Origin of the sequence: Seonamhaeicola sp. S2-3 (genome assembly GCF_001971785.1) — a bacterium.
In the GTDB taxonomy this organism is placed as follows: Bacteria; Bacteroidota; Bacteroidia; order Flavobacteriales; family Flavobacteriaceae; genus Seonamhaeicola.
Genome location: NZ_CP019389.1, coordinates 788429 through 812224 on the forward strand (window position 1 = coordinate 788429; position 23796 = coordinate 812224).

A 23796-nucleotide genomic window follows, 5' to 3' on the forward strand; every position below is an offset into this window, starting at 1 on the left:
GTAACATTTTATTTATGAAGTATCTCCATAATATTGGCAAATATTTTTTAATGGTTGCAGAAATGTTCCGCAAGCCAACTAAATGGTCTGTTATGAAAACATTAATATTAAAGGATATTGATGATTTAATAATTGGCTCTTTAGGAATTATAGCTTTTATTTCATTTTTTGTTGGAGGTGTTATCACCATCCAAACTGCGTTAAACATAGAAAACCCATTAATACCAAGATATTTAGTAGGTTTTGCAACAAGGCAATCTGTAATTCTAGAGTTTGCCCCAACATTTACCTCTATAATTATGGCTGGTAAGGTGGGCTCTTTTATTACCTCTAGCATAGGAACCATGCGAGTTACAGAACAAATAGACGCCCTAGAGGTTATGGGTATAAATTCTTTAAACTACTTAGTTTTCCCTAAAACTATAGCGCTATTATTGTATCCATTTGCAATAGCTATTGGTATGTTTTTAGGTATGCTTGGTGGTATGGCTGCATGTGTTTTTGGGGGATACACAAGTTTAGAAGATTATATACTAGGCTTACAAACAGATTTTGACGGTTTTCACGTCACCTATTCTTTTATAAAAACATTTGTTTTTGCATTTATTTTGGCAACTATACCTTCCTTTTACGGGTATTATATGAAGGGAGGCGCCTTAGAAGTAGGTAAAGCTAGTACTACTGCTTTTGTATGGACATCAGTAGTTATAATTCTATTAAATTATATTTTAACAGGCATGATGTTAGGCTAATGATAGTAGTTGATAATTTACATAAATCGTTTGGTGATACCGAAATTTTAAAAGGTATAAGTACCTCTTTTGAAAAAGGAAAAACCAATTTAATTATAGGACAAAGTGGTTCTGGAAAAACCGTTTTTTTAAAATGTCTTTTAGGCCTTTTTCCTTATGAGAAAGGCACAATTTCTTTTAGCGGAAAAGTATTTGCAGAACTTTCTGAAGCAGAAAAACGAAATTTAAGAGCAGAAATAGGGATGGTTTTTCAAGGAAGTGCTCTTTTTGATTCTATGAGCATTGTTGAAAATGTGATGTTTCCGCTACGAATGTTTACTAAAATGAGTAAAAGTGAAATGGAAGACCGTGCCGATTTTGTTTTAAAACGCGTTAATCTACCTGACGCTCATTTTAAAATGCCTAGTGAAGCCTCTGGCGGAATGCAAAAACGTGTAGCCATTGCTAGAGCCATAGTTAACAACCCGAAATATTTATTTTGTGACGAACCAAACTCTGGTTTAGACCCCAAAACAGCTATTGTTATAGATAACCTTATACAAGAAATTACAGATGAATACCAAATAATTACGGTTATTAATTCTCATGACATGAATTCTGTAATGGAAATTGGTGAAAAAATTGTTTTTCTAAAAAATGGCAAAAAAGAATGGGAAGGCTCTAACAAAACCATTTTTAAAACCGATAATCAATCGGTAACCGATTTTGTATACTCCTCTAACCTGTTTAAAAAAGTCCGCCGAATGTATATAGAAGAAAACGATTAATTATCGCTTTTTATACAGCACTTATTATAACTGGTTTTATCATTACAATTAGTTTTGCGCATTTATTTTACATCTAAGAAACTTGTTTTATTAATCTCTTTTTATCTCTATATTTTTTAGTTTCAATTCCTTTTTAATCCAAGTAAGAAGTTCTTTTTCTTTAATAGAAATAATACTATCTTTTAAAGAAGTATTCCATTTAACACTAGCTAATGCTACAGTATCTGCATTTTTAAAATCATTAGATTTTAACATTTTAGCAAAACCAAAAGATTCTAAATCGGTAAATTTAATCTTAGCATCTTTAGCAAGGTGTGTAAAATCATCAACATTTAACATGCCTTTGTTTGAATTGAGTGCTTCAATTTCTTTGTTCAAATTAATTATAACACTATCTCTTTCTTCAATTGTCAATAACGCTTTATCATACAAATCCATTAAACGTTCTGCGCTTACATTTTTATTACCATTAATGATTAAATTAAAATCTTTAATGTTTTCATACTTGTTCAGTTCATTCCTTAAATCAGTCTCTGTAGCTTGATTTATTTCGCCATTAAAATACAGCGTAATTTTATTGTTTTGAGGGTCTAGTTTTTCTCTTTGAAGCCAAAGTGATTCATTAGACTCTATTTCATCTGTTAAAAACAATTTATATTCATTTTCCATTTGGCTTTCTTTAAACACTTTAACAAAAGTGTAAATAGGCCAAACCATAACTAAAATTGCAATTAACAATGCTAACCTAGAAATATTTCTGCGTTTTTTAGAATTAGCATAACGCAACATAGGGAAACGCAATAACTTTAAAACAAGAAATGTGGCTAAAGCAATAAAAATAGTATTAATACTAAATAAATACATGGCGCCTCCAAAATAATCGAAGTTGCCTTTTGCTAACCCGTAACCAGCAGTACATAAAGGTGGCATTAAAGCGGTGGCAATAGCAACACCAAATATTACAGAAGCAATGGTTCCCTTTTTAGTTCTGGCTATAATAAGTGCTAAACCACCAAAAAATGCAATTAACACATCTCTTAAATCGGGTTTAGTTCTTCCTAAAAGCTCTGATGTTTCTTGACTTCCTAACGGAAAAAATCTAAAAAACAAAAAGGCTGTAATTAAACTTAACACTATCATAACTGCTAAGTTTATTAGAGATTTTCTAAGCGTATCAATATCATTTATAGCTATTGAAAGCCCCACACCTAGAATTGGTCCCATTAGTGGCGAAATTAACATGGCACCAATAACAACTGCTGTTGAGTTAGCATTTAACCCAACCGACGCAACAAAAATGGAACAAATTAAAATCCACGCGGTAGCCCCTTTAAAGGGAATATCGCCTTTTATTGCTGCAATAGTAGCATCTCTATCAGTATCTTCTCTAAAGGCTAATAACTCACTTAAAAACTGCTTGATGCTTTGAAATAACCCTTGTGCATCCTTCTTTATAGCTTCTTTACTTTGAGCTACTGCTTCATCTTTTTGAGAAACCTCTTCTTCAGAGAAATTAAATTTACTTTCTTCACTCATGTTTAACCATATTGTTCCCCAAATTTATCTTTTACTTTTTGGAGTGTTTTCTTTATGTCTTGCTCTTTTGATTTGGGAAAGATAAGCAAAACTTCATTTTTATCAACAATAATATAATCTTGTAAACCATCAACAACTACAATTTTATTAGCTTTGGTTCTTATCATATTTCCGGTAGCATCATCAACAAGTGTTCTAGAGTTAACCACTGCATTTTTATGTTCATCTTTATCCAGCTTATCGTATAAACTTCCCCATGTACCAAGGTCATTCCAATCAAATTCAGCAGCAATTACATAAACGTTTTTAGATTTTTCCATAATGGCATAATCTACCGATATGTTTTCTGCTTTTGGGTAATTTTCTTCTATAAAAGCCGCTTCTGAATTGGTATTATACGCAGACATTCCTGATTTGAAAAGTTGGAATAATTCGGGTTGATTTTTTTCAAAAGTATTTACAACCGTTTTAACATTCCACATAAAAATACCTGCATTCCATAAAAAGTTTCCTTGTGCAATAAACTCTTTTGCAGTGTCATAATCTGGTTTTTCTCTAAACTGGTTTACAGATTTTATAACTTGGTTTGAAGTTTTATCAAACTCAATATAACCATAGCCTGTATTTGGGAATGTTGGTTGAATACCCAAGGTCATTAACGCATCATTATTTGAGCAAAACTCAAAAGCTTGTTCTACGTTTTTTGAGAAAGTTTCCTCATCTTCAATCCAATGATCACTTGGCGCCACAATCATAACGGCATCTGGATTTTCTTTTTGTATTTTTAATGATGCATATAAAATACAAGGTGCTGTATTACGCATTGCGGGTTCTAAAACCACTTGACGTTGTTCTACACCAGGCAACTGTTCTAAAACCAAATCATTGTAACGCTTGTTAGTTAAAATGAAGATATTCTCTTTAGGTATTAATCTTGCTAATCTTTGAAATGTTTTTTGAATTAAAGTATCTCCTGTTCCAAGCATATCGTGAAATTGCTTTGGAAAATCTTGTGTACTTACTGGCCAAAATCTTGACCCTACACCTCCTGCCATTAAAATAGCGTAATAATTTTTATTCATGGTATTCTTTTAGTGGTTCTACTTCTGCATTTGGGTTAAAAAGATACAACTTTCCTGTTTTAAGTTCTACACATTCAAAACGTTTTGTTCTTTTTTTTCCTTTTTTAAATACTTTTCCATTATATAGTTTAAAAACACTATTTAAAGGTAACTGAAATACATATGTTTTATCATTATGTTCATCAAATTGCCTTAATGCATAGGCTAATGACGTATCTGTATCACTAGATGCTTTTGGGTTTTTAAAATGAGTAGCTAAAATAGGCAGCAAATTACTAGGAAACACTTCTGGGTTTAAAAATGGTAACATTAAATGCTGAAAGGTTCGTTTCCATTCTATACCGTGCGGTTTTATAAAGCGCCCAAAAGTTTTATAGGCTTCAAAATGGGCTATTTCATGTATAAGAGTAATTAAAAAACGATATTCATTTAAATTAGAATTTACCGTAATTTGATGCTTGCCATTGGGTAAAGGTCTATAATCTCCATGCCTAGTTTTACGTTCCTTTTTTATTTTAACTACCAAGTTATCATGCTCTAATAATTTTAAAACTTTTGTTAAAGCTGCTTGCGGAATATAATCTTGTATTTGGGTTTGCATTAGTGTAAAAATACAGTAATTATTAAAAGTAAAATAGGTTAATAACAGAATTAGTTCAAGTTTACTTTCATTAAAACTAAATTCTGTTTAAAATAAAAAAGTTAGCAAAATTACCATTAATTTAAAATCGTAAAATAAGCCTACACTAAATTAAACAAACAATAATTATTAACAATAATTTTAATTAAATTCAAAAATGTTTCTAATAATTTAAGAAAAACACTTCATTATTTTTTAAAATTAATTAAATTAACTGAGCATTATTTAACACACATCATTAAAACAAAAGTATGCCTATGGTTAACAATAAATTGTTTTCATTTTACAATCAATTACCCAATACATGGGATGAAATGTATAACCATAAAGAAATAGTACGGCAGCCCTATGAAAAGATTACTAATTTTTTAAAAAACACATCTTCTGACAATCTTTTTAAAAAAGAAGAGTTAGCTAAACAGTTGTTTATGATTCAAGGGGTTACCTTTACTGTTTACAATGACAATGAGGGTATTGAAAAAATATTTCCGTTTGATATTATTCCTAGAATTATAACCGCCACAGAATGGGATAAAATTGAAAGAGGTATTAAACAGCGTATTACTGCATTAAACTTATTTATAAAAGATATTTACCACGAACAATTTATTATTAAAGATGGTATTATTCCTGCTAACTTAGTTTACTCCTGCCCTAATTTTCTTAGGGAAATGAAGAACGTAGAAGTACCGCATGATATTTACACTCATATTGCTGGGGTAGACTTAATTAGAAATAACGACGGAGAATTCTATGTACTTGAAGACAATTTAAGAACTCCTTCTGGTGTAAGTTACATGCTTGAAAACAGAGAAATCTCAAAACGAATTTACCCTGGTATTTTACCACAAAACCAGATAAGAAGCGTATCTAATTACCCTAATATTCTTTACAAGAAACTCAAAGAACTGTCAGATCAAGCCACCCCTAACGTAGTACTGTTAACTCCTGGTATTTATAATTCTGCTTATTATGAACACACCACATTAGCAAGACTCATGGGTATAGACTTAGTTGAAGGAAGTGATTTAGTTGTTAATGATCATTTTGTGTACATGAAAACCACAAATGGTTTAAAACGTGTTGATGTAATTTACAGAAGAATTGATGATGATTTCTTAGACCCCTTAGAGTTTAATGCCTCTAGTGTATTAGGTGTAGCTGGTATTATGGCTGCTTACAGAAAAGGCAACGTTAATATTGTAAACGCTCCAGGTACTGGTATAGCCGATGACAAGGCTATTTACATTTATGTACCAGATATGATAAAGTACTATTTAAACGAAGAACCTATTTTAAATAACATAAAAACTTACCAATTAAAAAACCCAGATGAACTTGAATATGTTGAAAAAAACATCACCAATTTAGTTATTAAAAAAACCGACGGAAGTGGTGGCTATGGTATGCTTATGGGGCATGAAGCTAGCGAAAAAGAAATAGAAGACTACCTTAAAACAGTTAAAAAAAATCCTTCTAACTTTATTGCGCAACCTATTTTAAGACTTTCTACAGCACCTTGTTGTATAGATGGCATATTAGCCCCTAGGTGTATAGATTTAAGACCTTTTGCTATATCTGGAAGAGATGGAATAGAAATCACACCTGGCGGTCTTACTAGAGTTGCTTTAAAAGAAGGATCGTTAGTTGTTAATAGTTCCCAAGGTGGTGGTAGTAAAGACACTTGGGTTATTCAATAAAAAAAACAAAACTATGCTGAGTAGAGTTGCAAATAACCTTATATGGTTAGAAAGATATATGGAACGTGGTAATGGCATTTTAAGCTTGCTTAAAGTGAATTATTCTGCAAATCAAGATGCACCAGAATTGTTCTCTTGGTCTCCTATAATTGAGAATTATGCCGGAGTTACCAATTTTCTCACTGAAGACCCCATTGAATGTATAGATTTTATGGTTTTTAAAACAGAAAACCCAAACTCTATTATAAATGTTGTTAAAAAAGCTAGAGAAAATGCTAGAAGTGTACAAGAACACATATCAAGAGAGTTATGGCTTTGTATTAATAATTACTATCATTTTGTAACCAACCCCAACCTGCCTAATAAACTTAAAGAGGAAGACCCTATTATTTTTTTAGATAACCTTCAGGCTTTTCATTTAATGTTTTATGGATGTATGGATGTAACACAAGAAAGAGGTACTTCTTATTATTTTATGAATGTAGGAAAGTATTTAGAACGCGTTATTCAAATATCAGATTTTACCGCTTTAAAACTCATTGAAATTGCCAAAACCTCAGATAGCCTAGAACGAAGTGTTTTTTGGAAAAACCTACTACTCTCAATTGGCGGATATCAACTTTATTTAAAAAAACATAAATCAGCTTTTGAAGAAAAACACATTATCACTATGGTATTTCAAGACAAACTATTCCCTAGGTCTCTGTATTACAGTATTAACAAACTTAACAGGCATATAAACATGCTTATTGATGCTAATGAACTTAAAAAAAATAATATAGATTTTTTACTAGGTAAGCTAGAAAGCACTATAAAATATACCACTATTGAAAGTATTAATGAACAAGGTCTTAATAACTTTATTGAAGAAATTAAAGAAGACATAAGAAACATTTCATTCTCTATAAATACGGTATATTTTTCACATTCTAATTAATACAAATTATGCCTAAGTTTTATATAAAACACCTTACCAAGTATACATATAGCAATCTTGTATTTGATGGCGCTAGTCAAATTATGTTATACCCAATAGAAAACGAGTTTCAAAAAGTAGTGTCACAAAAAATAGTTGTAAATAACAACCCAAAAATTGAAACCAGAACCGATTTTTATGGCAATACTGTAGGTACATTTATGATTATAGAACCTCATGATTATCTTTCTATACTTTCAGAAGTTGAAGTAATAACCAATGAAATAGATTTACCAAATAACTCTGCTCCCATACAAAAACAATGGGAAGAACTAAAATCTTTAAAACATAATCCAGAGTTTATAGATTATTTAAAATACACAACTTTTGATGGTACCGATGGTATTGCAGAACTTATTAAATCTAAAGATTTAAACAAAATATCGCCCTACAATATTGTACTTGAGTTTAGTGAATACATTTACAATAATTTTAAATACATAAAAGGAGTTACTGGTGTAGACTCAAAGCTAGACCATGTTTGGAAATTAAAAGCAGGCGTTTGTCAAGATTTTACAAATATCTTACTACAAAAGGTTAGAATGCTAGGTATTCCAGCACGTTATGTTAGTGGTTATATTTGTCCAAACGAAGAAAACTCTCGTGGTGAAGGAGCTACTCATGCTTGGATTGAAGCTTATATACCATTCTACGGATGGCTTGGTGTAGACCCAACAAACAATACCATTGCCAATCAATTTCATGTAAAACTAGCAGCCGGTAAAAACTATAAAGATTGTGCACCCGTTAAAGGTGTCTTTAAAGGCAATGTTGATGATTATTTATATGTAGAAGTAAAAGTTAGTTCTGTTAAAAATGGAAATGACAAATTTGAAGTTCCTGAAGAAAAACAACCTAACTCAAATAAAAACAGCTACCAAAAAAATTTAGAACTCATACAACAACAGCAACAGCAATAAATTTTTTTTAAAAAGATAGTAACTCACTAAGTGTGTAAAGTTTAAAATACCGAATTCTTGCTGTTTAGATTAATACAAATTTTTGCATAAAACACAACTTTTGGTCATGATTCCCCAAAAGCTCTTTAAAGTTAGTACTTTTTTAGTGAAAAACTGCACACCGAATTGCACACCTTTTTAATGAGAATAGATGCTTTTATTGGATCAATCTCAAAAGTTGGGTCTAAAGAGAAAAATAATTTTCTTTGTACTTTAAATTATATTGATGAATAAAGACACTGAGTTATCCTTATTAAGTTTAATATTACCAGAAGGAATATTAGAGTATTTTGATATTGTTGGATTCGATAAGAAGCCTATAAAGCATGTTTTATATGAGAACCGTCTAACGATATATTTGGAGGAGAAAAAACAAATACCATCTAAGTACAAGGATTGCAAGTATAAAGCCAGTGGCTTCATGGAGCCTCGAATAATCGAGGATTATCCCGTTCGAGACAATCTACTATCATTAAATCTTAAACGAAGGCGTTGGGACGTTCTACTTGATAAAAAGAGGATTAAAGTAAGTCGTGAATGGGATGAATTTATTGCACAGGGAACTCGAATATCAAAAGAGTTTGCTGCTTTTTTAAAAGAAATCGACTGATAATACTGCTCTGAGCAGCCAACAACTTGGGCACCAGTATGGTATGTCCGGAAAAAGGCTTCAAAGACATTATAAGGATCACTTAAGTGATTTTAAGCAATGGGAGCATAAGAGTCATGCTAAACAGTGGCTTGTTTTCCCTGAAAACTTAGGTTCTTATTTATCCATTGATGAGACAGCGCTGTCCAAGGGAGAGCTCTATACCATCATTACCAATAAGAAGGCCAAAGGAAAGAAAGGGGCTTTAGTTGGGATATTCCACGGAACTAAAGTGGAGCCTATTATCGAACAACTCTTGAAGATCCCAGCAAAGAAGCGTGCTAAAGTGAAAGAGATTACCTTAGACATGGCTAACTCTATGAAAACGATCTCCACTAAATGTTTCCCGAAAGCCATCCAAGTAACAGACAGGTTCCATGTACAGAAGCTGGCAATAGAGGCGCTCCAAGATCTTCGTATCAAATACCGATGGGAAGCTTTGGATCAAGAAAATGAACAGATAAAGCTATCTAGAGCTGCCGACAAAGAATTTAAACCTGTAACTTTTTCTAATGGTGATAGCTCAAAACAACTCCTGGCCAGGAGTAGATATCTACTGTATAAATCCCCAGATAAATGGACTCCAAATCAGAAAGAGAGGGGACAGATATTGTTTAATGAATACCCAGAATTAAAGAAAGCTTATGGACTTGTTCAAGGCTTGAGGAATATTTTTAACCAAGCCATAGATATTAAAGTAGCTTACACCAAACTAGCCCACTGGTACAAAGATGTAGAGGAGTCTGGATTTAAGAGCTTCCAAACGGTAGCCAATAGTATTACTTTAAATTACCGCTCTGTACTCAACTATTTTATAAACAGAAGTACTAATGCTTCAGCTGAATCCTTTAATGCCAAAGTAAAGGCTTTTAGATCTCAATTTAGGGGAGTCAGGAATACGGAATACTTCTTATATCGCTTGATTAAATTATATTCTTAAAATGGTAAAAACCCAGATTTTGGACTTGATCCAGAATAGATGCTTTTATTTGATATCAAATAAAATGCATAAAAACAAAAAACACTGATAATCATACAATTAACAGTGTTTTGCTTTTTCCTATTACTAGGTCGTCGGGGTGGCAGGATGATAACTAAACCGCCACTATACAGTAAAATCAATACTTTCAGAAGTAGACTAAAACAGTGTGAACCGAATTGTAGACCTATCTGTTAGTTTGAAATAGTATTATTTATCTGAACGTCTTACTACAAATTTACAATTTTAACTCCATTAAAACCAGTCAATTTACATCAAATATTATGATTAATCTATTAAATATTTGTTGACAATTTCTTCCTCAATTCCACTGTATTCAACGAATTCTTTTATTGTGATAAATTGGTAAGATTCTTTTCCAAAGTAGTTTCTAATATCATTTAAAAGCTTACGCCCATAACGTTCACTACGTCCTGTGATACGCTGAATATCTTTTGGGTATATGCAAGCTCTTTTCTGATTCATGATACTTTATGTATGCTTTATCTATGGATTAAACATAATTAATTTATGATGATGGTGATGATGCGTTGTTAAAATGTTGACAACACGATAGTGTTATCAATATTTTAATGACGTTTTTGGTTTTATCGGAATGTATGACCAAAAACGGAATCTACTTTTTTACTGTAATACACAAAGTTACGTGATTTGAAATATTAATCAAAAAACGAATTATTATGGCAAAACAAACTGGAATTATTAAACTAAAAGGAACTATTGGTGGTATTTCCTTTTACAAAACAACTGACGGACATCTAGCACGCGAAAAAGGTGGTGTTGATGCCAATCGTATTGCGAATGATCCTGCGTTTCAAAGAACCCGTGAAAATGGTTCTGAATTTGGTCGTGCAGGTAAAGGTGGTAAAGTATTACGAAATGCTATTCGTATGCTTTTGCAGAATGCAAAAGACAAACGAGTGGTTTCTCGTTTGACAAAAGATCTTTTGACAATTGTTAAGACTGACACTACTAATGAAAGAGGATTAAGAACACTTCAAGATGGTAATTTAAGCTTATTGGAAAGCTTTGAATTCAATTTGAATGGTAAGTTAGGAACAACTTTATTTGCTCCATTTACAAATGCATTTGACCGTGTTTCTGGTGATGCTACGGTTAACCTTGATGCATTTTCTCCAACGGTTAGGATTGCAGCTCCTACAGGAACAACCCATTTTAAGGTGGTAATGGGTGCTTCTGAATTGGATTTTGAGAATGAAACCTCAACATTTGAAAATGATGAGACTGCTATTCTTCCTTACACTGCTGCCGATACGGCTGCTATTGCCTTAACAGCTTCATTAACTGCTAACTCAACTTTGCCTGTTGTACAAGTGCTTGGTATTGAGTTTTATCAAGAGGTAAACGGACAAATGTATGCACTTAAGAACGGTGCTTACAATGCTTTAGCTGTTGTTATTGTAGATACGCCGTAAGTATGGAATTAGTGTTGCATAGAGCTTATTTTAAAGAGGGTACCAACGGTACTCTCTTTACTTCTGATAGATTTCTTTGTCATACTATCGAATTGCCCTGGAACGATAACAAGCGAAACATTTCCTGTATTCCTGAAGGTGTTTATGAAGTTGAACCACGATTTTCTAAACGGTTTAAGCATCATTTGATTTTGAAGGCTGTAAAAGATAGAAGTTTTATTCTCTTTCATCCTGCGAATGATGCCCTAAAAGAGCTTCAAGGGTGTATTGCTCCAGTAACTTATTTAAGTGGTATTGGTAAAGGTGTTTATTCAAAAGATGCTATGCAAAAACTGTTGTCTTTGGTTTATCAGGCTAAAGACCGAAAAGAAACCATTTTATTAACTATTAAATCACAGAATTATGAACATTGCAGAGCGTTATAAAAAACCAACTCCAAAATTCTTTAAAACTTTACGAAATATTGGTATCGCTTTAGCTACTGCAGGTGGTGCTATCATAGCTGCACCAATAACAATGCCTGCCATTGTGGTAACCATTGCTACTTATATGACCGTTGCTGGAACTGTGGCCACCGCAGTAAGTCAAGCGGTTGTTACTGATGATGAAAATTCCGAAACTGATGAGGATGACGATGGACTATAACACCAAGTCTGCCATTGTTGGCGGTACTTTCTTTTCATCAATCGTTAATATTGGTGTTGAGGATTTGATTACTACTATTATTTTGGCTGTTGTTGGTGCTATCGTTAGTTTCTTTGTTTCTCTACTGCTCAAAAAGTTTATCACTTTTATCGGGGCAAAGTGTCGTAGGTGGAAGTGATTATTGATGTTAAGCGGTTGGAAAGGTAAATAAAGGGCATTTTCTAAAAATGCTCTTTTTTTATGCGCGGTGTTGAGGTGGGTAAATGAAAAGAGTGATTCCCTGATAAGGGATTGAGCGAATGAAATGCATCCTACCGCAGACACTTGGCAAACATTAATAATTGCTGTAACCTACACCGCTGAAAAGGGTGGTGGGGAAAAGTGGCAAAGTTGTATGTTCTATACTTCAATTGAAGTTCGGAATTGAGCGTAGGAATGGCGGATATTTTACATAATGGCGTTATAGTACAGAAAGTGAATGAATGCTACTATAACTACCCGTTATGTAAACATAGCTTTGGGTAGTGTTTAAATTAATAGCTTTTGGCAAAGTGTAGCTCTTTACAGTTGTGAACGAGGTACGAGTAAGCAAGCTGTAATGTGCTGCATAAGCGTTGGCAATTTAAACACTACATGAGCATGGGAAGCGGAACAAACCAAAAGACAGAGGATTTTTGCTTTTGCAACAAACTGGGTTTTGGTTTGTGGGGATTTATACTGTTTTTTTATAGGTAATTACACACTCTCTTATTAAATAAGCTTCGCAATATCCTAAATCAATCATCTTGTTTAGGATATAAACAAAATCCTCTATCAAACTTTGACTTTCTTTAATTTCTTGTATATGGTTATTGAAAAGTACTTGAATCAATTTAACTGCATTTGACGAGTCTAAACTTTTGTAAATGCTATCATCCTCTTTTAAATTTTTCACTATTAAATTAATTCCTGATGGAAGAAAAACTTTTTCTCCAAAAGTAGAAAAAACTGAAATTATATGTGGCAAAGATTTAATTTTAAAGTAATCTATAAACTCATTATACTGGGGTTTATAATTGACAAACCCTTTCCAGTTATTTGATTTAATTGACCAAAATCTTTCATTAACATCTAACAAAAGTTCTTTCACAAAATAAGACTTACTTGATTCTTTAACTTTGTTGAAAAGATAATACCATAATTCCCAAAAATGATTTCTATACCTTTCTACATCATTATCTTCATTAATTAAATCATCCAACCTTGTGACGGTTGTATTAAAAACACCTGTTATAAGCTCATACAAATCTTTAATATTGTGCATATTCTTGAACTCGTTATTTAGAATGGGATTGCATAATTTATCTATTAACGATTTGCTGAAATTTACATCATTAAACAAAAGAACCTCGTTAAAATAAAAACGTAAGTCAACAAGAATTGTATAATTTGTTTTTCGAGATTTTCTTGAACGAGAATATGACAAATCATCTTCTAACTTTAAGTCTTCTAAAATTAATTCACACATTTTCAAAATGTAATTTTGAAAGAACTCAATATTCACACTTGAAGTTATTAGAAGTAAAGCATTGTTTAAAAAATGTGATTCATACAATTCAAAAGACAAAGAAGAAGTTTCAGGCAAATCACTTTCGATTAATACGCTTTTAATAAATTCAAATTCCTTTTCTCTGTACCACTTTGTTTCTTGTTGGCTACGATATTGATTTACCCTATTTTCACTATAGAATTTCGCATATTTTATTAGTACAATAATTAGTTTTTGAGCCTTTTCCGGTAATTCTTTACTGAAAATTTTTCTGAAATATTTTTGAAAATCTCTTATTTCGTGGTCTGCCAAATGACTAATGAGTAAGTATGTAACAAGTACATCAAGATCTTCCTCATCAACAACACCTCCACTGAATTTATATAGTAAATGAATAGATTCAATCGTTAATTGTTTTTCCAATATATTATACCCATACAAACGGCTAAAACTACCTCTATCATTTGTTTCTTTTATTATTTGTTCCAGTGCATCAATAATAGTTTCAATACAATACTCTTTTTGAACTTTACTTAATTTTTCATAAAATAAATTTAGGCCCAAAACAGATAATGTTACAGGTGAATCCCACATTGTATTCTCAATTTCATCTGAAGAAAAGTGTTTGAAAATAGTCTCCCATTCATCAAATGACATTTCAGATTTTTTTTCTTTAACCTGCCTTAATGAATGAGAATAGTGTAAAGAAAGATTATCATTCTCATTTTCTTTTGTAAAAGCTTCAACAGCATTAAAAATCGGTTCTGGATAGTTAACCTCTAACTGAAAAACCCCTTTTTTTTCATCAACAAATGATGTCTTGTATTTTCTCACATCCATTTCAGTAATAGCCTTTTCCCAAAAAATATCATCACTACAATTTTCATAAAAACAATCGAATATTACTTGTAGTTCTTTATTAAGCAAACCATTATTTATTTGATAATGAAGTATAAACTCTCGAAGACCTCGTTGATATTTCTTTCTGTGTGGAAGTCTATTAAATTCTCCTTTTTCTTTTTGGGCATAAGAAATTCTTTGATCATAAATTGCCGTAGCGGAATGTTCTCTTGTTGCTCTATGTGTATCCCATTCATAAAACTCTCTAACTCTTAAAATTGGTAAAATGGTATCCCCAAATGCTTTTGAATAAGCTATAAATACACTGGTTAAAACACTAATTATTGTAGCTGAATTTGAATTTTCTAATAAATAATTGGTTATTGTCTTTAATAACTTATTGTCAGGAACTTCAAATCGAGCAATTTCTAATAAATATTTTTCAAGGCTAATTAAAATGGATTCAAGCAAGTAATGAGTTACAGTTGTGCCTCTATACGCATTCCATAAATACTCATTTCCATAGATTGTCTTTACATTACCGTCATTTAACATCATTTTAATTTCCTTTAGTTCCTCTTTTACACTAAAATCAGATTCTTTATAAGATGATGCTATATAATTAGTGAACTCACAAATAAAAGCTACAGCCTTTAAAGGATGATATCTTAATAAATTAAAAACAAAAGTTTTATAAATCCCAGACGGAAAAAAATCGAATCTAGTCTTTGTTATACCCCAGGCATCTTCTCTTTCTTTACGTTCCGGAAAAGAAAATCCAAAAGGGCCTTCTCTTTTAGGTAGACTTTCAGGTGGTATACGTTTCCAATGTTTGTTCGCTATGCGAATTAATGTATCCGGTAATTCTTTAATTAGTAAGCCATTTCTAACACCACCTATAGCCTTTTTAATTACCAATTCACTAAAACCTTTTAATCTTCCATACTCATCTGTATTTGAACTACATTCTTCAATGAATTTCTTTAATTCATCTTTACAATAAGACGCAAAACCAAAAAGCATATATACAAAGCTTGTCTTTTGATAGTCGTTTTTTGATGAATAACCCCAAAGGTCACTTCCATCGTACATTTCTTTTACATAATGAAAAACCAATATATTTGCTGCTTCTATCTCTTTAATAGAACAAAGCTTAAATTGGAAAAGAAATTTATATTCCCAGTCCAGTAAAAAATTTGAAATAGACTTCCTTATACTTTCTATTTCTAAAATATTTGAAGATAAAAAGCATAACATTTCTTCCCAACAAGAACCTACAGGAAATAAAATGTCTTTAGAGTTTTCTTTGTTAAAACTATATTCCCTACAAGTAGTTCTTATAAGCAGAATGCACCTATTCAAAAACATACAATTGTTTTCCAATAATTTTGAAGAGAAATATTTGAAAAAAGAACTGCAATCATCTGACCTAAAAACAGCTGTAAGTATTTCATCTGTCCAATATGTAGGAATCGAGTCGTCTTCTAATGTCAAAGAAATTAAGTTTGCTACTGTATCAATATCATTAGTAAGTAATTCTTCAATCCATAACCTAAAAGCTCTTCGTAAAGCTGGTTGGTTACCAAGTTGATTAAATAAATCCGCTTTATTAGAAAGTTTATTTTCAATTGAGGTTATATATCTTATTAATGCCCAATCTTCTAAAATATCGTGAGAAGGGGAAAACTGAAATTTATTACCACTTCTAATTATTATATTATCACTTTCCAAAAGCTCTACCGCTTCATAATCTATTTTGTCATCTTCTGGTTCAAAAAATAATCTCATATTTATTGCTCTCCCTACAGCTATATGCATAAAAGTAAGGCCTCTTTTTCTTGGAAGACCATTCTTTGTTACAGTTGAATTTTCTATAACTTCATTCCATAGTATCTCTTTAAATTCTGAATAACTAATATCACTCGATATGTTTTCACTTTCTTTTATTGCTGACACTGTAAAATCAAGATATTTAGGACTTCTTAAAACTTCATTTATTTTACTATTTGAAAGGAAATTGGTTAGTTGGGGAAATTCATTTCTTATTAGCTCTATTTCATCATCATTTAAAAGAGGTATATCGACAACATTTATCTTTTCAGAGTCAATACCGAACTTTTGCTTAATCACGTTAACCGCATAAGATCTACAGGTCATTAAAAGTTTTATACCCTTATTTTCAGAAATAATTGATAATAATTGTTTAAAAGCAGAATCGGGTTGTGCTTCCAATAATTTTTCTGCACTATCAATTACAATAATTTTATTTGGAAGTGTTGATATTAAACTAAATAAATCGATTAAACTATGGTTTATTCCAACTTCACTGAATACTTGAGCTAAAGAAGTCTTATTAAGTTGGTCTGCCTTAAAAATTATAGGGACTGTATCGAATAACTCTCCACTTAAAATGTCTTTTACAATCGAAGATTTGCCAACACCAGGATAACCTGTAATAATTGAAATATCAGATTGATTTAAAGATTGTATTATTGACTTTTTAATGTTTGCCCTATCTATATGAAAGCCTTTTATTGTGTTTTTGAATGGCTTTAAAAGTAGTTCTCCATCTTGGTGTATTTTTTTAAATGAAGAATAAGCGTCATAAGATATAGATAAATCAAAATACTTATGTGGTTCAAAATTCTTTAAATCATCATTTGAAATACTACCTCCATTTCGATTATATGTAGCAACTTCGTTAAGAATCACACTCCAAATTTCTTTAGGGGTAGTTACTACATCTTTAGACTTTGATAATTGAATAAGATTAAGCGTATAGTTTTCATCTGTACTGGCTTCAGCAGTAAAATCATAAGCCAATAAATGAAAGCATTTTAAAAACTGGAATAACTCTTCTTCAGTAATAGTTTCTCCTTTAGCTAGTGTTAGACTTTCTTCAAAGATATCAAGAGCAGCTTTCTTTATTTTCACTCTATTAACTTCAGAGAAGAAATCTTCTGAATTACTCTGTTTATAAGCTATTTGGCATAAATAAGCTATATGATTTTTATCATTATTAGTTAGGCTAGATTTTATAAGGAACATTTTATCATTTTGTTTATCAAAATGACTGGTATTATTAAAATCATCCCAAAAAGCTTTTATTACTTCTAAAAAAACTTCATTCTTTGACGAAATAGGAATATTATACTTTATTTGAGAAATTACTCTTTTGGAAATGTTATTTTCTTCAATCTTAAAGAACAAATCATCTGTTTGATATCCTTTATTTTTATTTTGAAATCCAATTTCAATAATTTTACCATTAGGAAATGAAGGAATAACACCATTAATCATCATTTGTAATAAAAATGATGATTGCACATAGTTTTCATAGTCAAAACCGCCTCCACCTGTTTGAAATACACTTGCTTCTCCAGCCATTTAATTTACTTTTTCTATTATTCCAAGTTTAAGCTCTTCCAAAATTTGAACAGCATATTCTAAATCCCATTCTTTTTTACTTACCCATTGTTTTGCAATTGCTGAATTTTTGGCATCCGAAACATTATCGTTTAATGTGTTTAAAATTCTGCTTTTAATTGCTTCAGATACATTTAAATATTGACTTGCTTTTCTGCCCAAAACTCTTGCGGCTATTTTAAGTTGATCTAAATCCTCCTCTTCAGGAAAGGTGTCGTTGTGATGTTCTACTATTTCATCAAAATTCAAGTCAAAATAATATTCGATGATTCTTAAAATATCGTATAAATCACTATCGCGTTCTTCAGGTCTGTCGCTCCAGGCAATTAGTTTTAAAATAACCATTCCTGATAAGGATGGGATTTGTACTGACTTTTCTTCTATCTGTACAGTTTCTGGATTTTGCAATACCTCGCTAAAACCTAAAACGTGTAAATCGGTATAACGTTCATTGAAATTGATTGTGAAATTTTCTTCAATTTCTCCAAAAGGCAATAAATCTATGACTATATTAAATTTATCGTTGTAGAGTGTCCAGGGTGCTTCTACTTTATTAAAGCCGTAGTTGCTCAATTCTTTTACTATTGTTTCAAACTCTTGTAGGGAAGCTATCATTATGGCAAAATCTATATCTTTTGTACCTCTACTTGGTTTTATTCCTTTCTTTAAAATCTCTAAAGCTATAGCACTTGCACCAATAAGATAATAAGGCACGTTTAGTTTTACCATTACTTTATCAATACAGTCAAAAACTTCTTTAAAATAGGGAATTGAAAGCTGTTTATATGTTTGGTTGGATATACTCATCAAAAATTAATTTAGCTGTTTCTTTGCTTCTTTTATCATCATTAATAATCAAATCGGTATAGACCAATTCTGCTGGTGCTATATTATTAAAGTCCATTGTCCAAAACTTATCATATACCCAAATATTACCCTCATCATCTGGTAATAATCTATAATTCATCATTAAATCTCTTGTGGTTTCGTTGGTGTACAAAGTGAAATTTTCCGGACGTAGATGGTTGGTCATAATATCTCCAGCAGGTTCACCTCCCCAAACCGTTTTTTCATTGTTTAATTGTAATGCTCTCCAGTCTTGATTTTCATTTTGAAATCTGAATCGTTGCTTGAATATTGTGGGTTTTAATGTTTGTTCAAATTCTGTTATCCATTTGTTTAACAGCTCTTGATAATTGTTAATCACATATTCATTTTTATTTAGTTTTAAGATGAAGTTGTTTTCCAACAATCCATTTATAATCAACGGAATATTACCTAACGCAACATTGGTAATATCAGCAATTTCTCGTTGCGTTTGGTTTATAAGTTGAGGATGCAATAAAAAGTGAAATACTACTTTTAACCCTGTTTTTGTAAAAGCTCGATTTCCTTTTTCTTTTTGATTTTTGGCAGTTTTATTTGTATCGATATAAAGGAAAACACCTGCTTTATTAATATACACATTACCATTACCCTCAAGATAATTTACTTGATTTTCTCGCAGTTCTTTCTTTACCTTTGGATATAATTTTTCCGCTACCAACAAAAAGTTTTCAAACCTGTTATTGTATTCAATTATGTTAAATAACTGGTGGTTTTTAACGTCTTTCTTAACTTCAACAACCATTAAAATATTTTGATTGTTTATTATTAAGTCTAACTCTCCATCGATACCAATATCATTATTGTAATCCATATTTTTCCAGTTCCAAATTATTGGAATGTCCTTTTCTAAATTATGAATTGCATTATTTAAAATATCTATTTCATTCATTATTGCCAACCTTTTTTGTTCATTATTTTTAAATGTTCATTATTCGTGAACAAATGTAAAACATGAACAAATGTATAAAAAGTATTTGAGAATAAGTAGGGTAGTAAGAAAATAATAGTTTGCTTTTGGTAATTAAGCTTTGGCTAATTTTGAGTTTTTTGCCAAAGTTTAATTTGCGATTTACTACAAATTGTGTAGTTGATTGCAAATAAAATATTATTAACGAGGGCTATTTTTAAGATTTTTTGCCCTCGTTTTGAAAACGAAGGTAATATTTACCTTGGTGTATTAATGGGAAATTATCGGTGTTGTGTCGGTGTTGTGCATTATTTTCTCTTGTCAATACTTTGCTCATTAAAAGCTATCAGATTAAACAACTGTCTCATTCTTGAGCGGACTCGATTTCCATATCTTTCTTCTAATTCTTGTGCATTTAAATTTGTAGTGGCGTGGGTTCTGATTTTTCTTTGAAGAAATAAATCGTAACGAGATAAAAGGATTTCACCCATAACATTGCAGTCTTTACCAAAATGTCTTCCGGTTGTTTCTACGCCTAAATCATCAAAACAGTAAAAACTACTATTACCATATTCTTGAATGGTTTTGTAGCCGATATTGTTAAAAGCAAATGTGATGTTTCTTGCTGGAATTAGTTCATAAGGTTTATGATGTGGCACAATGTGTCTTAATAATTTCATTAAGCTAGTTTTACCACAACCTACTGGACCAGATAATAAAATGCCTTTGTTTGGGTCGATGTTTAGTTTTTCGCAAGCTTCAAAATCACGGATGAAATAGATACATAATTTGTAAAGTACCACCTCATCTTCTTCGTAAATTTTAAAATTTTTACCGAATAACAATTTTCCTTTGGCATCGAGGTAGATTAATATTTTTTGGAAATCGTAAAGAATGTGATTATCTTTTAGTTTGCCAAGTTTGTATTGCACCCCTTTTTCAATAATGATATGTGGTTGCTCATTTTTCATAAAGGCTCATTGTAGTTTTTATTTTTAGTAGTCTTTAGGTTGTCTTGATTTGAGACAGTTCGATTATGTTTTGTACTGTTTTCAGAATCATTAAAATTTGATTTTTTAAAATTCCCCTGTTTATTAATGTTTTTGTTTTTTATAGTTTGTATATGTTTATATATAGGTACCAGTGCTTGTCCACTGCTTGTCTCGATTTGAGTAGAGTTGTGTACCACTAATTGTCCAGAACTTGTCCCGAATTTGAACATCTTAATTTTGCTTCCACGATACGGATTGTGTGATGGGAAATACACGATATATTTCCAATGGTTTAATTCCTTGATGCATCTGTGATAGGTAGATTTAGAGCCTATTTTAGATAGTTGCATAACCTCATCACGGTTTATGAAAAACTCTTCTAAAAATCGGTTTGAATTCCACAACTGGAATAAGGCTATGTATAAGCTTATGTGAGTTGGGTTTAAACGACTGTCTTTTGAGAATTGGACAAATACCTCATTGAGATGTTTAATGTAATTTACTTCTTGCATATTAGTACATCAGATTTAAAGCCAATGCGCCAGCCGGCCTCTTCGCTAATAACATCCACTGGATGTTTTTTAATCGCTCGATCCTATAATTTACTTTTTGCATATTTTTTACCCTTTCATTTTGCCTTGATGCAAAACGAAACAAAAAATCAAGACTTCATATTAATTCCTTGAAAATCTGCATCAATGATTTATCATGCGCATTGCAACCGCTTCGCTTCGGCAATGCTCCATTGCCTATCACTACTCATTGACTTGATTTTACTACAGAATTAATATAGATGTCATTTTTTCTTCTTTAGAATTTGTTATGGATGCGGTTTTCTTCCATTACTTTTAAAATTTCTTCGTAATCGTAATAGATGACTCCACCGACTTTTGTGTAAGGTAGTGTGCCATTGATACGAAGATTTTGTAATGTTCCTGGTGAGATGCTTAACAGGTCGCGAACTTCTGGTGATTTGAGCCATTTTTTAGGCGCGAATCCTGATTGATGATTCATAATAGCTTTGATGTCTTCCAGTAATTCTTCTTTGAATTGTTGAAGATCTTCTGTAGTGATAATTGTTGCTGCCATAATAAAGTTTTTAGTTTAAAATAGCTACCTCCTCGAACTCTCATTGTCGGCAGCAGCTATTAATGTGATTTGACTTTCGTTTGGCAAATATGAAGTGAATTAATTAAGCTTGTTCACAACACGGATTACGTTGTGTACGATTTATTTAAACACCTTCATCAGTGTCTTCCATCCGTTTCAAAAGGTTATCGTTTAACGATGAAAGAAACTTAGCTCTGTTGGTTTTTCTTGTTCTAATTTCTAGGAATGTACGGCGATATTGTCCTAAATTTATTTCGAAAATATTCTCAAAATATTCTGCTATATCTTTTAGATCTGCTGCTCCATTATTAAAAACACCTTCAGTATGTAATGCGTACAAAAGCTCAATTAATGCCACTTTTGGACTTGTCCAAATCATTTTCAAGTTCGGTTTGCGTTGTGATTTTTCTCCATTATCTTTATTTTCAATTATTACTAATTGATTTTCTAAATACAATTGAATTAAATCGTTAGCCAATACTTTGGCTACCTTAAAATCATGGGATGTAGAAAAGCTCGTATCTGCTTCAAAATAAGAATTATCTAGAGACATTTTAATATCGAACTTACTACGTAAAAAGTATTTATGATCTAGATAGGTACTCCCTGAACGATAGTATTTGTAAAACTCTAACTCATTATCGAAGAAAGCTTTTAATTTAACCAGCTCATTGTTATAATACTTTTTTACAATACGATTTCCTCCATTTGGTCTTTTCATTTCAATTTTGAAAAGCGTATTATAATAAATTAGTTTAGAGGTAAACTGTGGCTTTATTTCTTTAAAAAATTTAATTTCTTCTGCATCAGTTTTAAACTTTGTTTTTGACAGAAGCGTCCTTAATGAGTTTATTGTTTTTAAAATCACTTCTAAAGCCTTTTCACAACGAAGATATTGGTTATCTATTTCTAAATCTATAAAACTTAATTGATCGTTAAGTTTAGCAAGTAGGTTTGTGATTTTTTGAGTCAATTTCACTTTATTTGATTAGTCATAATGCAACAGATGTTTCTTTTTTAAAAGATAAAAGCGACTGAATACATTAAATTTCAAGTCGCTTTTAACAGATGTCTCCTTTTCAAACAGGCTCTATATAAAATCAATGACAGCGAAGCCAATGTAATATACAGTGCTTTTTTATCTATTCAATTCGTCTAATAAATGTGTTCTCTTTTTAAGGTATTTTAAAACCATATAACTTAGTCCTGTTAATAAACTCATTCCAATTAAAAAGTAGTTATAATCAGTTTCATTTTCTATAATCTCTCCTAAAATGTCAAAAACACAGAATATTAAAAACAAAGCAAAAAGTCCATTTTTTTCTTTTTTCAAGACTTTTCTCCAACTGAATGGAAGTTTAGATTTTTTAAAATTTTTAAAGTTTGGAATAAAAGTAGGTACATTTTTAGACCATTCTAAATATTGTTTTCCAAATTTGGTTCTTAAAAATTGTTCTTCTGCATACATAATTCTCTCATAATAAACCCAATAAAATAATGTAAATGCAACGATAAACCAAAAGTGTCCAGTTAGCATTGCTGGTCCTAACCACATTAAATAATTTCCAACATACAAAGGATGTCGAACAATAGAATACATTCCAGATGTGTTTAACGTATCTGCAACTTGTCCTTGTTTTGTGTTTCTACCAGAAGTGTTTTTAGGTGTATGACCAACAGTGTAAATACGAATAAAAAGCCCGATTAAGCTCACAATTAGAGCAAACATTTCGTAATATATTTCATACGGTGTTTCTTCTAAAATGAAAGTTTCGGGGTAAATTTCTGTTCGTAGATAAAGGGTTGTTCCGATTACTAAAATGATTAAAGGCAAGAAACTACGATACTTAAAAAGCCAATTTCCTTGCTGTTCAAATTCTTCTTGTAATGCCATTATTTTTCTATTTTTGAATTAATACTATTTAAATTAAGGTGATATTTGTTCCAATATTGCATACAGCGT

The 23796-nt window shown here is 31.3% G+C and carries 22 protein-coding genes; 10 read left to right on the forward strand and 12 right to left on the reverse strand.

Features of this window, described 5'->3' with window-relative positions:
- Positions 1 to 14 precede the first annotated feature (14 nt).
- Positions 15 to 752: an ABC transporter permease gene (locus tag BWZ22_RS03780; protein WP_076698097.1), complete on the forward strand. Its 738-nt coding sequence runs from the start codon at positions 15 to 17 to the stop codon at positions 750 to 752.
- Positions 752 to 1519, forward strand: a complete 768-nt coding sequence (locus tag BWZ22_RS03785) for an ABC transporter ATP-binding protein (RefSeq protein ID WP_076698099.1) — start codon at positions 752 to 754, stop codon at positions 1517 to 1519. Before BWZ22_RS03780 ends, BWZ22_RS03785 begins: the two co-directional genes overlap by 1 nt.
- A gap of 90 nt (positions 1520 to 1609) precedes the next feature.
- Here BWZ22_RS03785 and BWZ22_RS03790 read toward each other — a convergent pair whose 3' ends face one another.
- Genes BWZ22_RS03790 through BWZ22_RS03800 form a run of 3 tightly spaced genes read right to left on the reverse strand, consistent with a single transcriptional unit; the run spans position 1610 to position 4738 of the window.
- On the reverse strand, positions 1610 to 3055 hold the full coding sequence (locus tag BWZ22_RS03790) for a DUF389 domain-containing protein (RefSeq protein ID WP_076698101.1): 1446 nt from the start codon (positions 3053 to 3055) through the stop codon (positions 1610 to 1612).
- 2 nt (positions 3056 to 3057) lie between these two features.
- Positions 3058 to 4137 (reverse strand): mannose-1-phosphate guanylyltransferase, encoded by a 1080-nt coding sequence (locus tag BWZ22_RS03795; RefSeq protein ID WP_076698102.1) that lies wholly within the window; start codon positions 4135 to 4137, stop codon positions 3058 to 3060.
- Positions 4130 to 4738 carry a SprT-like domain-containing protein gene (locus BWZ22_RS03800; protein ID WP_076698104.1) on the reverse strand — a complete coding sequence of 203 codons (609 nt, stop codon included), beginning with the start codon at positions 4736 to 4738 and terminating at the stop codon, positions 4130 to 4132. The genes BWZ22_RS03795 and BWZ22_RS03800 overlap by 8 nt, the downstream gene beginning before the upstream one ends.
- A 296-nt stretch (positions 4739 to 5034) precedes the next feature.
- Here BWZ22_RS03800 and BWZ22_RS03805 point away from each other — a divergent pair, with 296 nt between their 5' ends.
- The 5 genes from BWZ22_RS03805 to BWZ22_RS03825 all read left to right on the forward strand — a co-directional run bounded on the left by BWZ22_RS03805 (position 5035) and on the right by BWZ22_RS03825 (position 10001).
- Positions 5035 to 6477, forward strand: coding sequence for a circularly permuted type 2 ATP-grasp protein (locus BWZ22_RS03805; protein WP_083692427.1), 1443 nt, complete (start codon positions 5035 to 5037; stop codon positions 6475 to 6477).
- Positions 6478 to 6490: 13 nt separating this feature from the next.
- On the forward strand, positions 6491 to 7414 hold the full coding sequence (locus BWZ22_RS03810; protein ID WP_076702258.1) for an alpha-E domain-containing protein: 924 nt from the start codon (positions 6491 to 6493) through the stop codon (positions 7412 to 7414).
- 8 nt (positions 7415 to 7422) lie between these two features.
- Positions 7423 to 8373 carry a transglutaminase family protein gene (locus tag BWZ22_RS03815; protein WP_076698107.1) on the forward strand — a complete coding sequence of 317 codons (951 nt, stop codon included), beginning with the start codon at positions 7423 to 7425 and terminating at the stop codon, positions 8371 to 8373.
- Between the two features lie 265 nt (positions 8374 to 8638).
- A complete protein-coding gene (locus tag BWZ22_RS03820) occupies positions 8639 to 9022 on the forward strand; it encodes a hypothetical protein (protein WP_076697215.1) in 384 nt (127 codons plus the stop codon).
- Between the two features lie 43 nt (positions 9023 to 9065).
- Entirely contained in the window at positions 9066 to 10001 is a 936-nt protein-coding gene (locus BWZ22_RS03825; RefSeq protein ID WP_076697213.1) for a transposase, read from the forward strand.
- A 327-nt stretch (positions 10002 to 10328) separates the two neighbouring features.
- Here the strand turns inward: BWZ22_RS03825 and BWZ22_RS03830 are convergent, their stop codons facing one another.
- Positions 10329 to 10526, reverse strand: a complete 198-nt coding sequence (locus tag BWZ22_RS03830; RefSeq protein WP_076698108.1) for a hypothetical protein — start codon at positions 10524 to 10526, stop codon at positions 10329 to 10331.
- Positions 10527 to 10741: 215 nt separating this feature from the next.
- Here BWZ22_RS03830 and BWZ22_RS03835 point away from each other — a divergent pair, with 215 nt between their 5' ends.
- The 3 genes from BWZ22_RS03835 to BWZ22_RS03845 are packed head-to-tail and all read left to right on the forward strand — an operon-like array spanning position 10742 to position 12142.
- Positions 10742 to 11497 (forward strand): hypothetical protein, encoded by a 756-nt coding sequence (locus BWZ22_RS03835; RefSeq protein ID WP_076698110.1) that lies wholly within the window; start codon positions 10742 to 10744, stop codon positions 11495 to 11497.
- A gap of 2 nt (positions 11498 to 11499) precedes the next feature.
- Positions 11500 to 11922 (forward strand): DUF5675 family protein, encoded by a 423-nt coding sequence (locus tag BWZ22_RS03840; protein ID WP_076698111.1) that lies wholly within the window; start codon positions 11500 to 11502, stop codon positions 11920 to 11922.
- Positions 11900 to 12142, forward strand: coding sequence for a hypothetical protein (locus BWZ22_RS03845; RefSeq protein WP_076698113.1), 243 nt, complete (start codon positions 11900 to 11902; stop codon positions 12140 to 12142). The genes BWZ22_RS03840 and BWZ22_RS03845 overlap by 23 nt, the downstream gene beginning before the upstream one ends.
- A gap of 712 nt (positions 12143 to 12854) precedes the next feature.
- Here BWZ22_RS03845 and BWZ22_RS03855 read toward each other — a convergent pair.
- The 8 genes from BWZ22_RS03855 to BWZ22_RS03890 all read right to left on the reverse strand — a co-directional run bounded on the left by BWZ22_RS03855 (position 12855) and on the right by BWZ22_RS03890 (position 23727).
- The gene (locus BWZ22_RS03855) at positions 12855 to 17897 is read right to left on the reverse strand and encodes a hypothetical protein (RefSeq protein ID WP_076698114.1); all 5043 of its coding nucleotides are present in this window, start codon (positions 17895 to 17897) and stop codon (positions 12855 to 12857) included.
- Positions 17898 to 18743: a nucleotidyl transferase AbiEii/AbiGii toxin family protein gene (locus BWZ22_RS03860; RefSeq protein WP_076698116.1), complete on the reverse strand. Its 846-nt coding sequence runs from the start codon at positions 18741 to 18743 to the stop codon at positions 17898 to 17900.
- Positions 18718 to 19713 carry a type IV toxin-antitoxin system AbiEi family antitoxin gene (locus BWZ22_RS03865; RefSeq protein WP_076698117.1) on the reverse strand — a complete coding sequence of 332 codons (996 nt, stop codon included), beginning with the start codon at positions 19711 to 19713 and terminating at the stop codon, positions 18718 to 18720. The genes BWZ22_RS03860 and BWZ22_RS03865 overlap by 26 nt, the downstream gene beginning before the upstream one ends.
- 326 nt (positions 19714 to 20039) lie before the next feature.
- Positions 20040 to 20702: an ATPase gene (locus tag BWZ22_RS03870; RefSeq protein ID WP_076698119.1), complete on the reverse strand. Its 663-nt coding sequence runs from the start codon at positions 20700 to 20702 to the stop codon at positions 20040 to 20042.
- Complete coding sequence (locus BWZ22_RS03875) at positions 20699 to 21235, reverse strand: hypothetical protein (RefSeq protein ID WP_076698120.1); 537 nt, start codon at positions 21233 to 21235, stop codon at positions 20699 to 20701. Before BWZ22_RS03875 ends, BWZ22_RS03870 begins: the two co-directional genes overlap by 4 nt.
- 298 nt (positions 21236 to 21533) lie before the next feature.
- The gene (locus BWZ22_RS03880) at positions 21534 to 21812 is read right to left on the reverse strand and encodes a helix-turn-helix domain-containing protein (protein ID WP_076698122.1); all 279 of its coding nucleotides are present in this window, start codon (positions 21810 to 21812) and stop codon (positions 21534 to 21536) included.
- Between the two features lie 145 nt (positions 21813 to 21957).
- On the reverse strand, positions 21958 to 22806 hold the full coding sequence (locus tag BWZ22_RS03885) for an RteC domain-containing protein (RefSeq protein ID WP_076698124.1): 849 nt from the start codon (positions 22804 to 22806) through the stop codon (positions 21958 to 21960).
- A 165-nt stretch (positions 22807 to 22971) separates the two neighbouring features.
- Positions 22972 to 23727, reverse strand: coding sequence for an isoprenylcysteine carboxylmethyltransferase family protein (locus tag BWZ22_RS03890; protein ID WP_076698125.1), 756 nt, complete (start codon positions 23725 to 23727; stop codon positions 22972 to 22974).
- Positions 23728 to 23796: the final 69 nt, after the last annotated feature.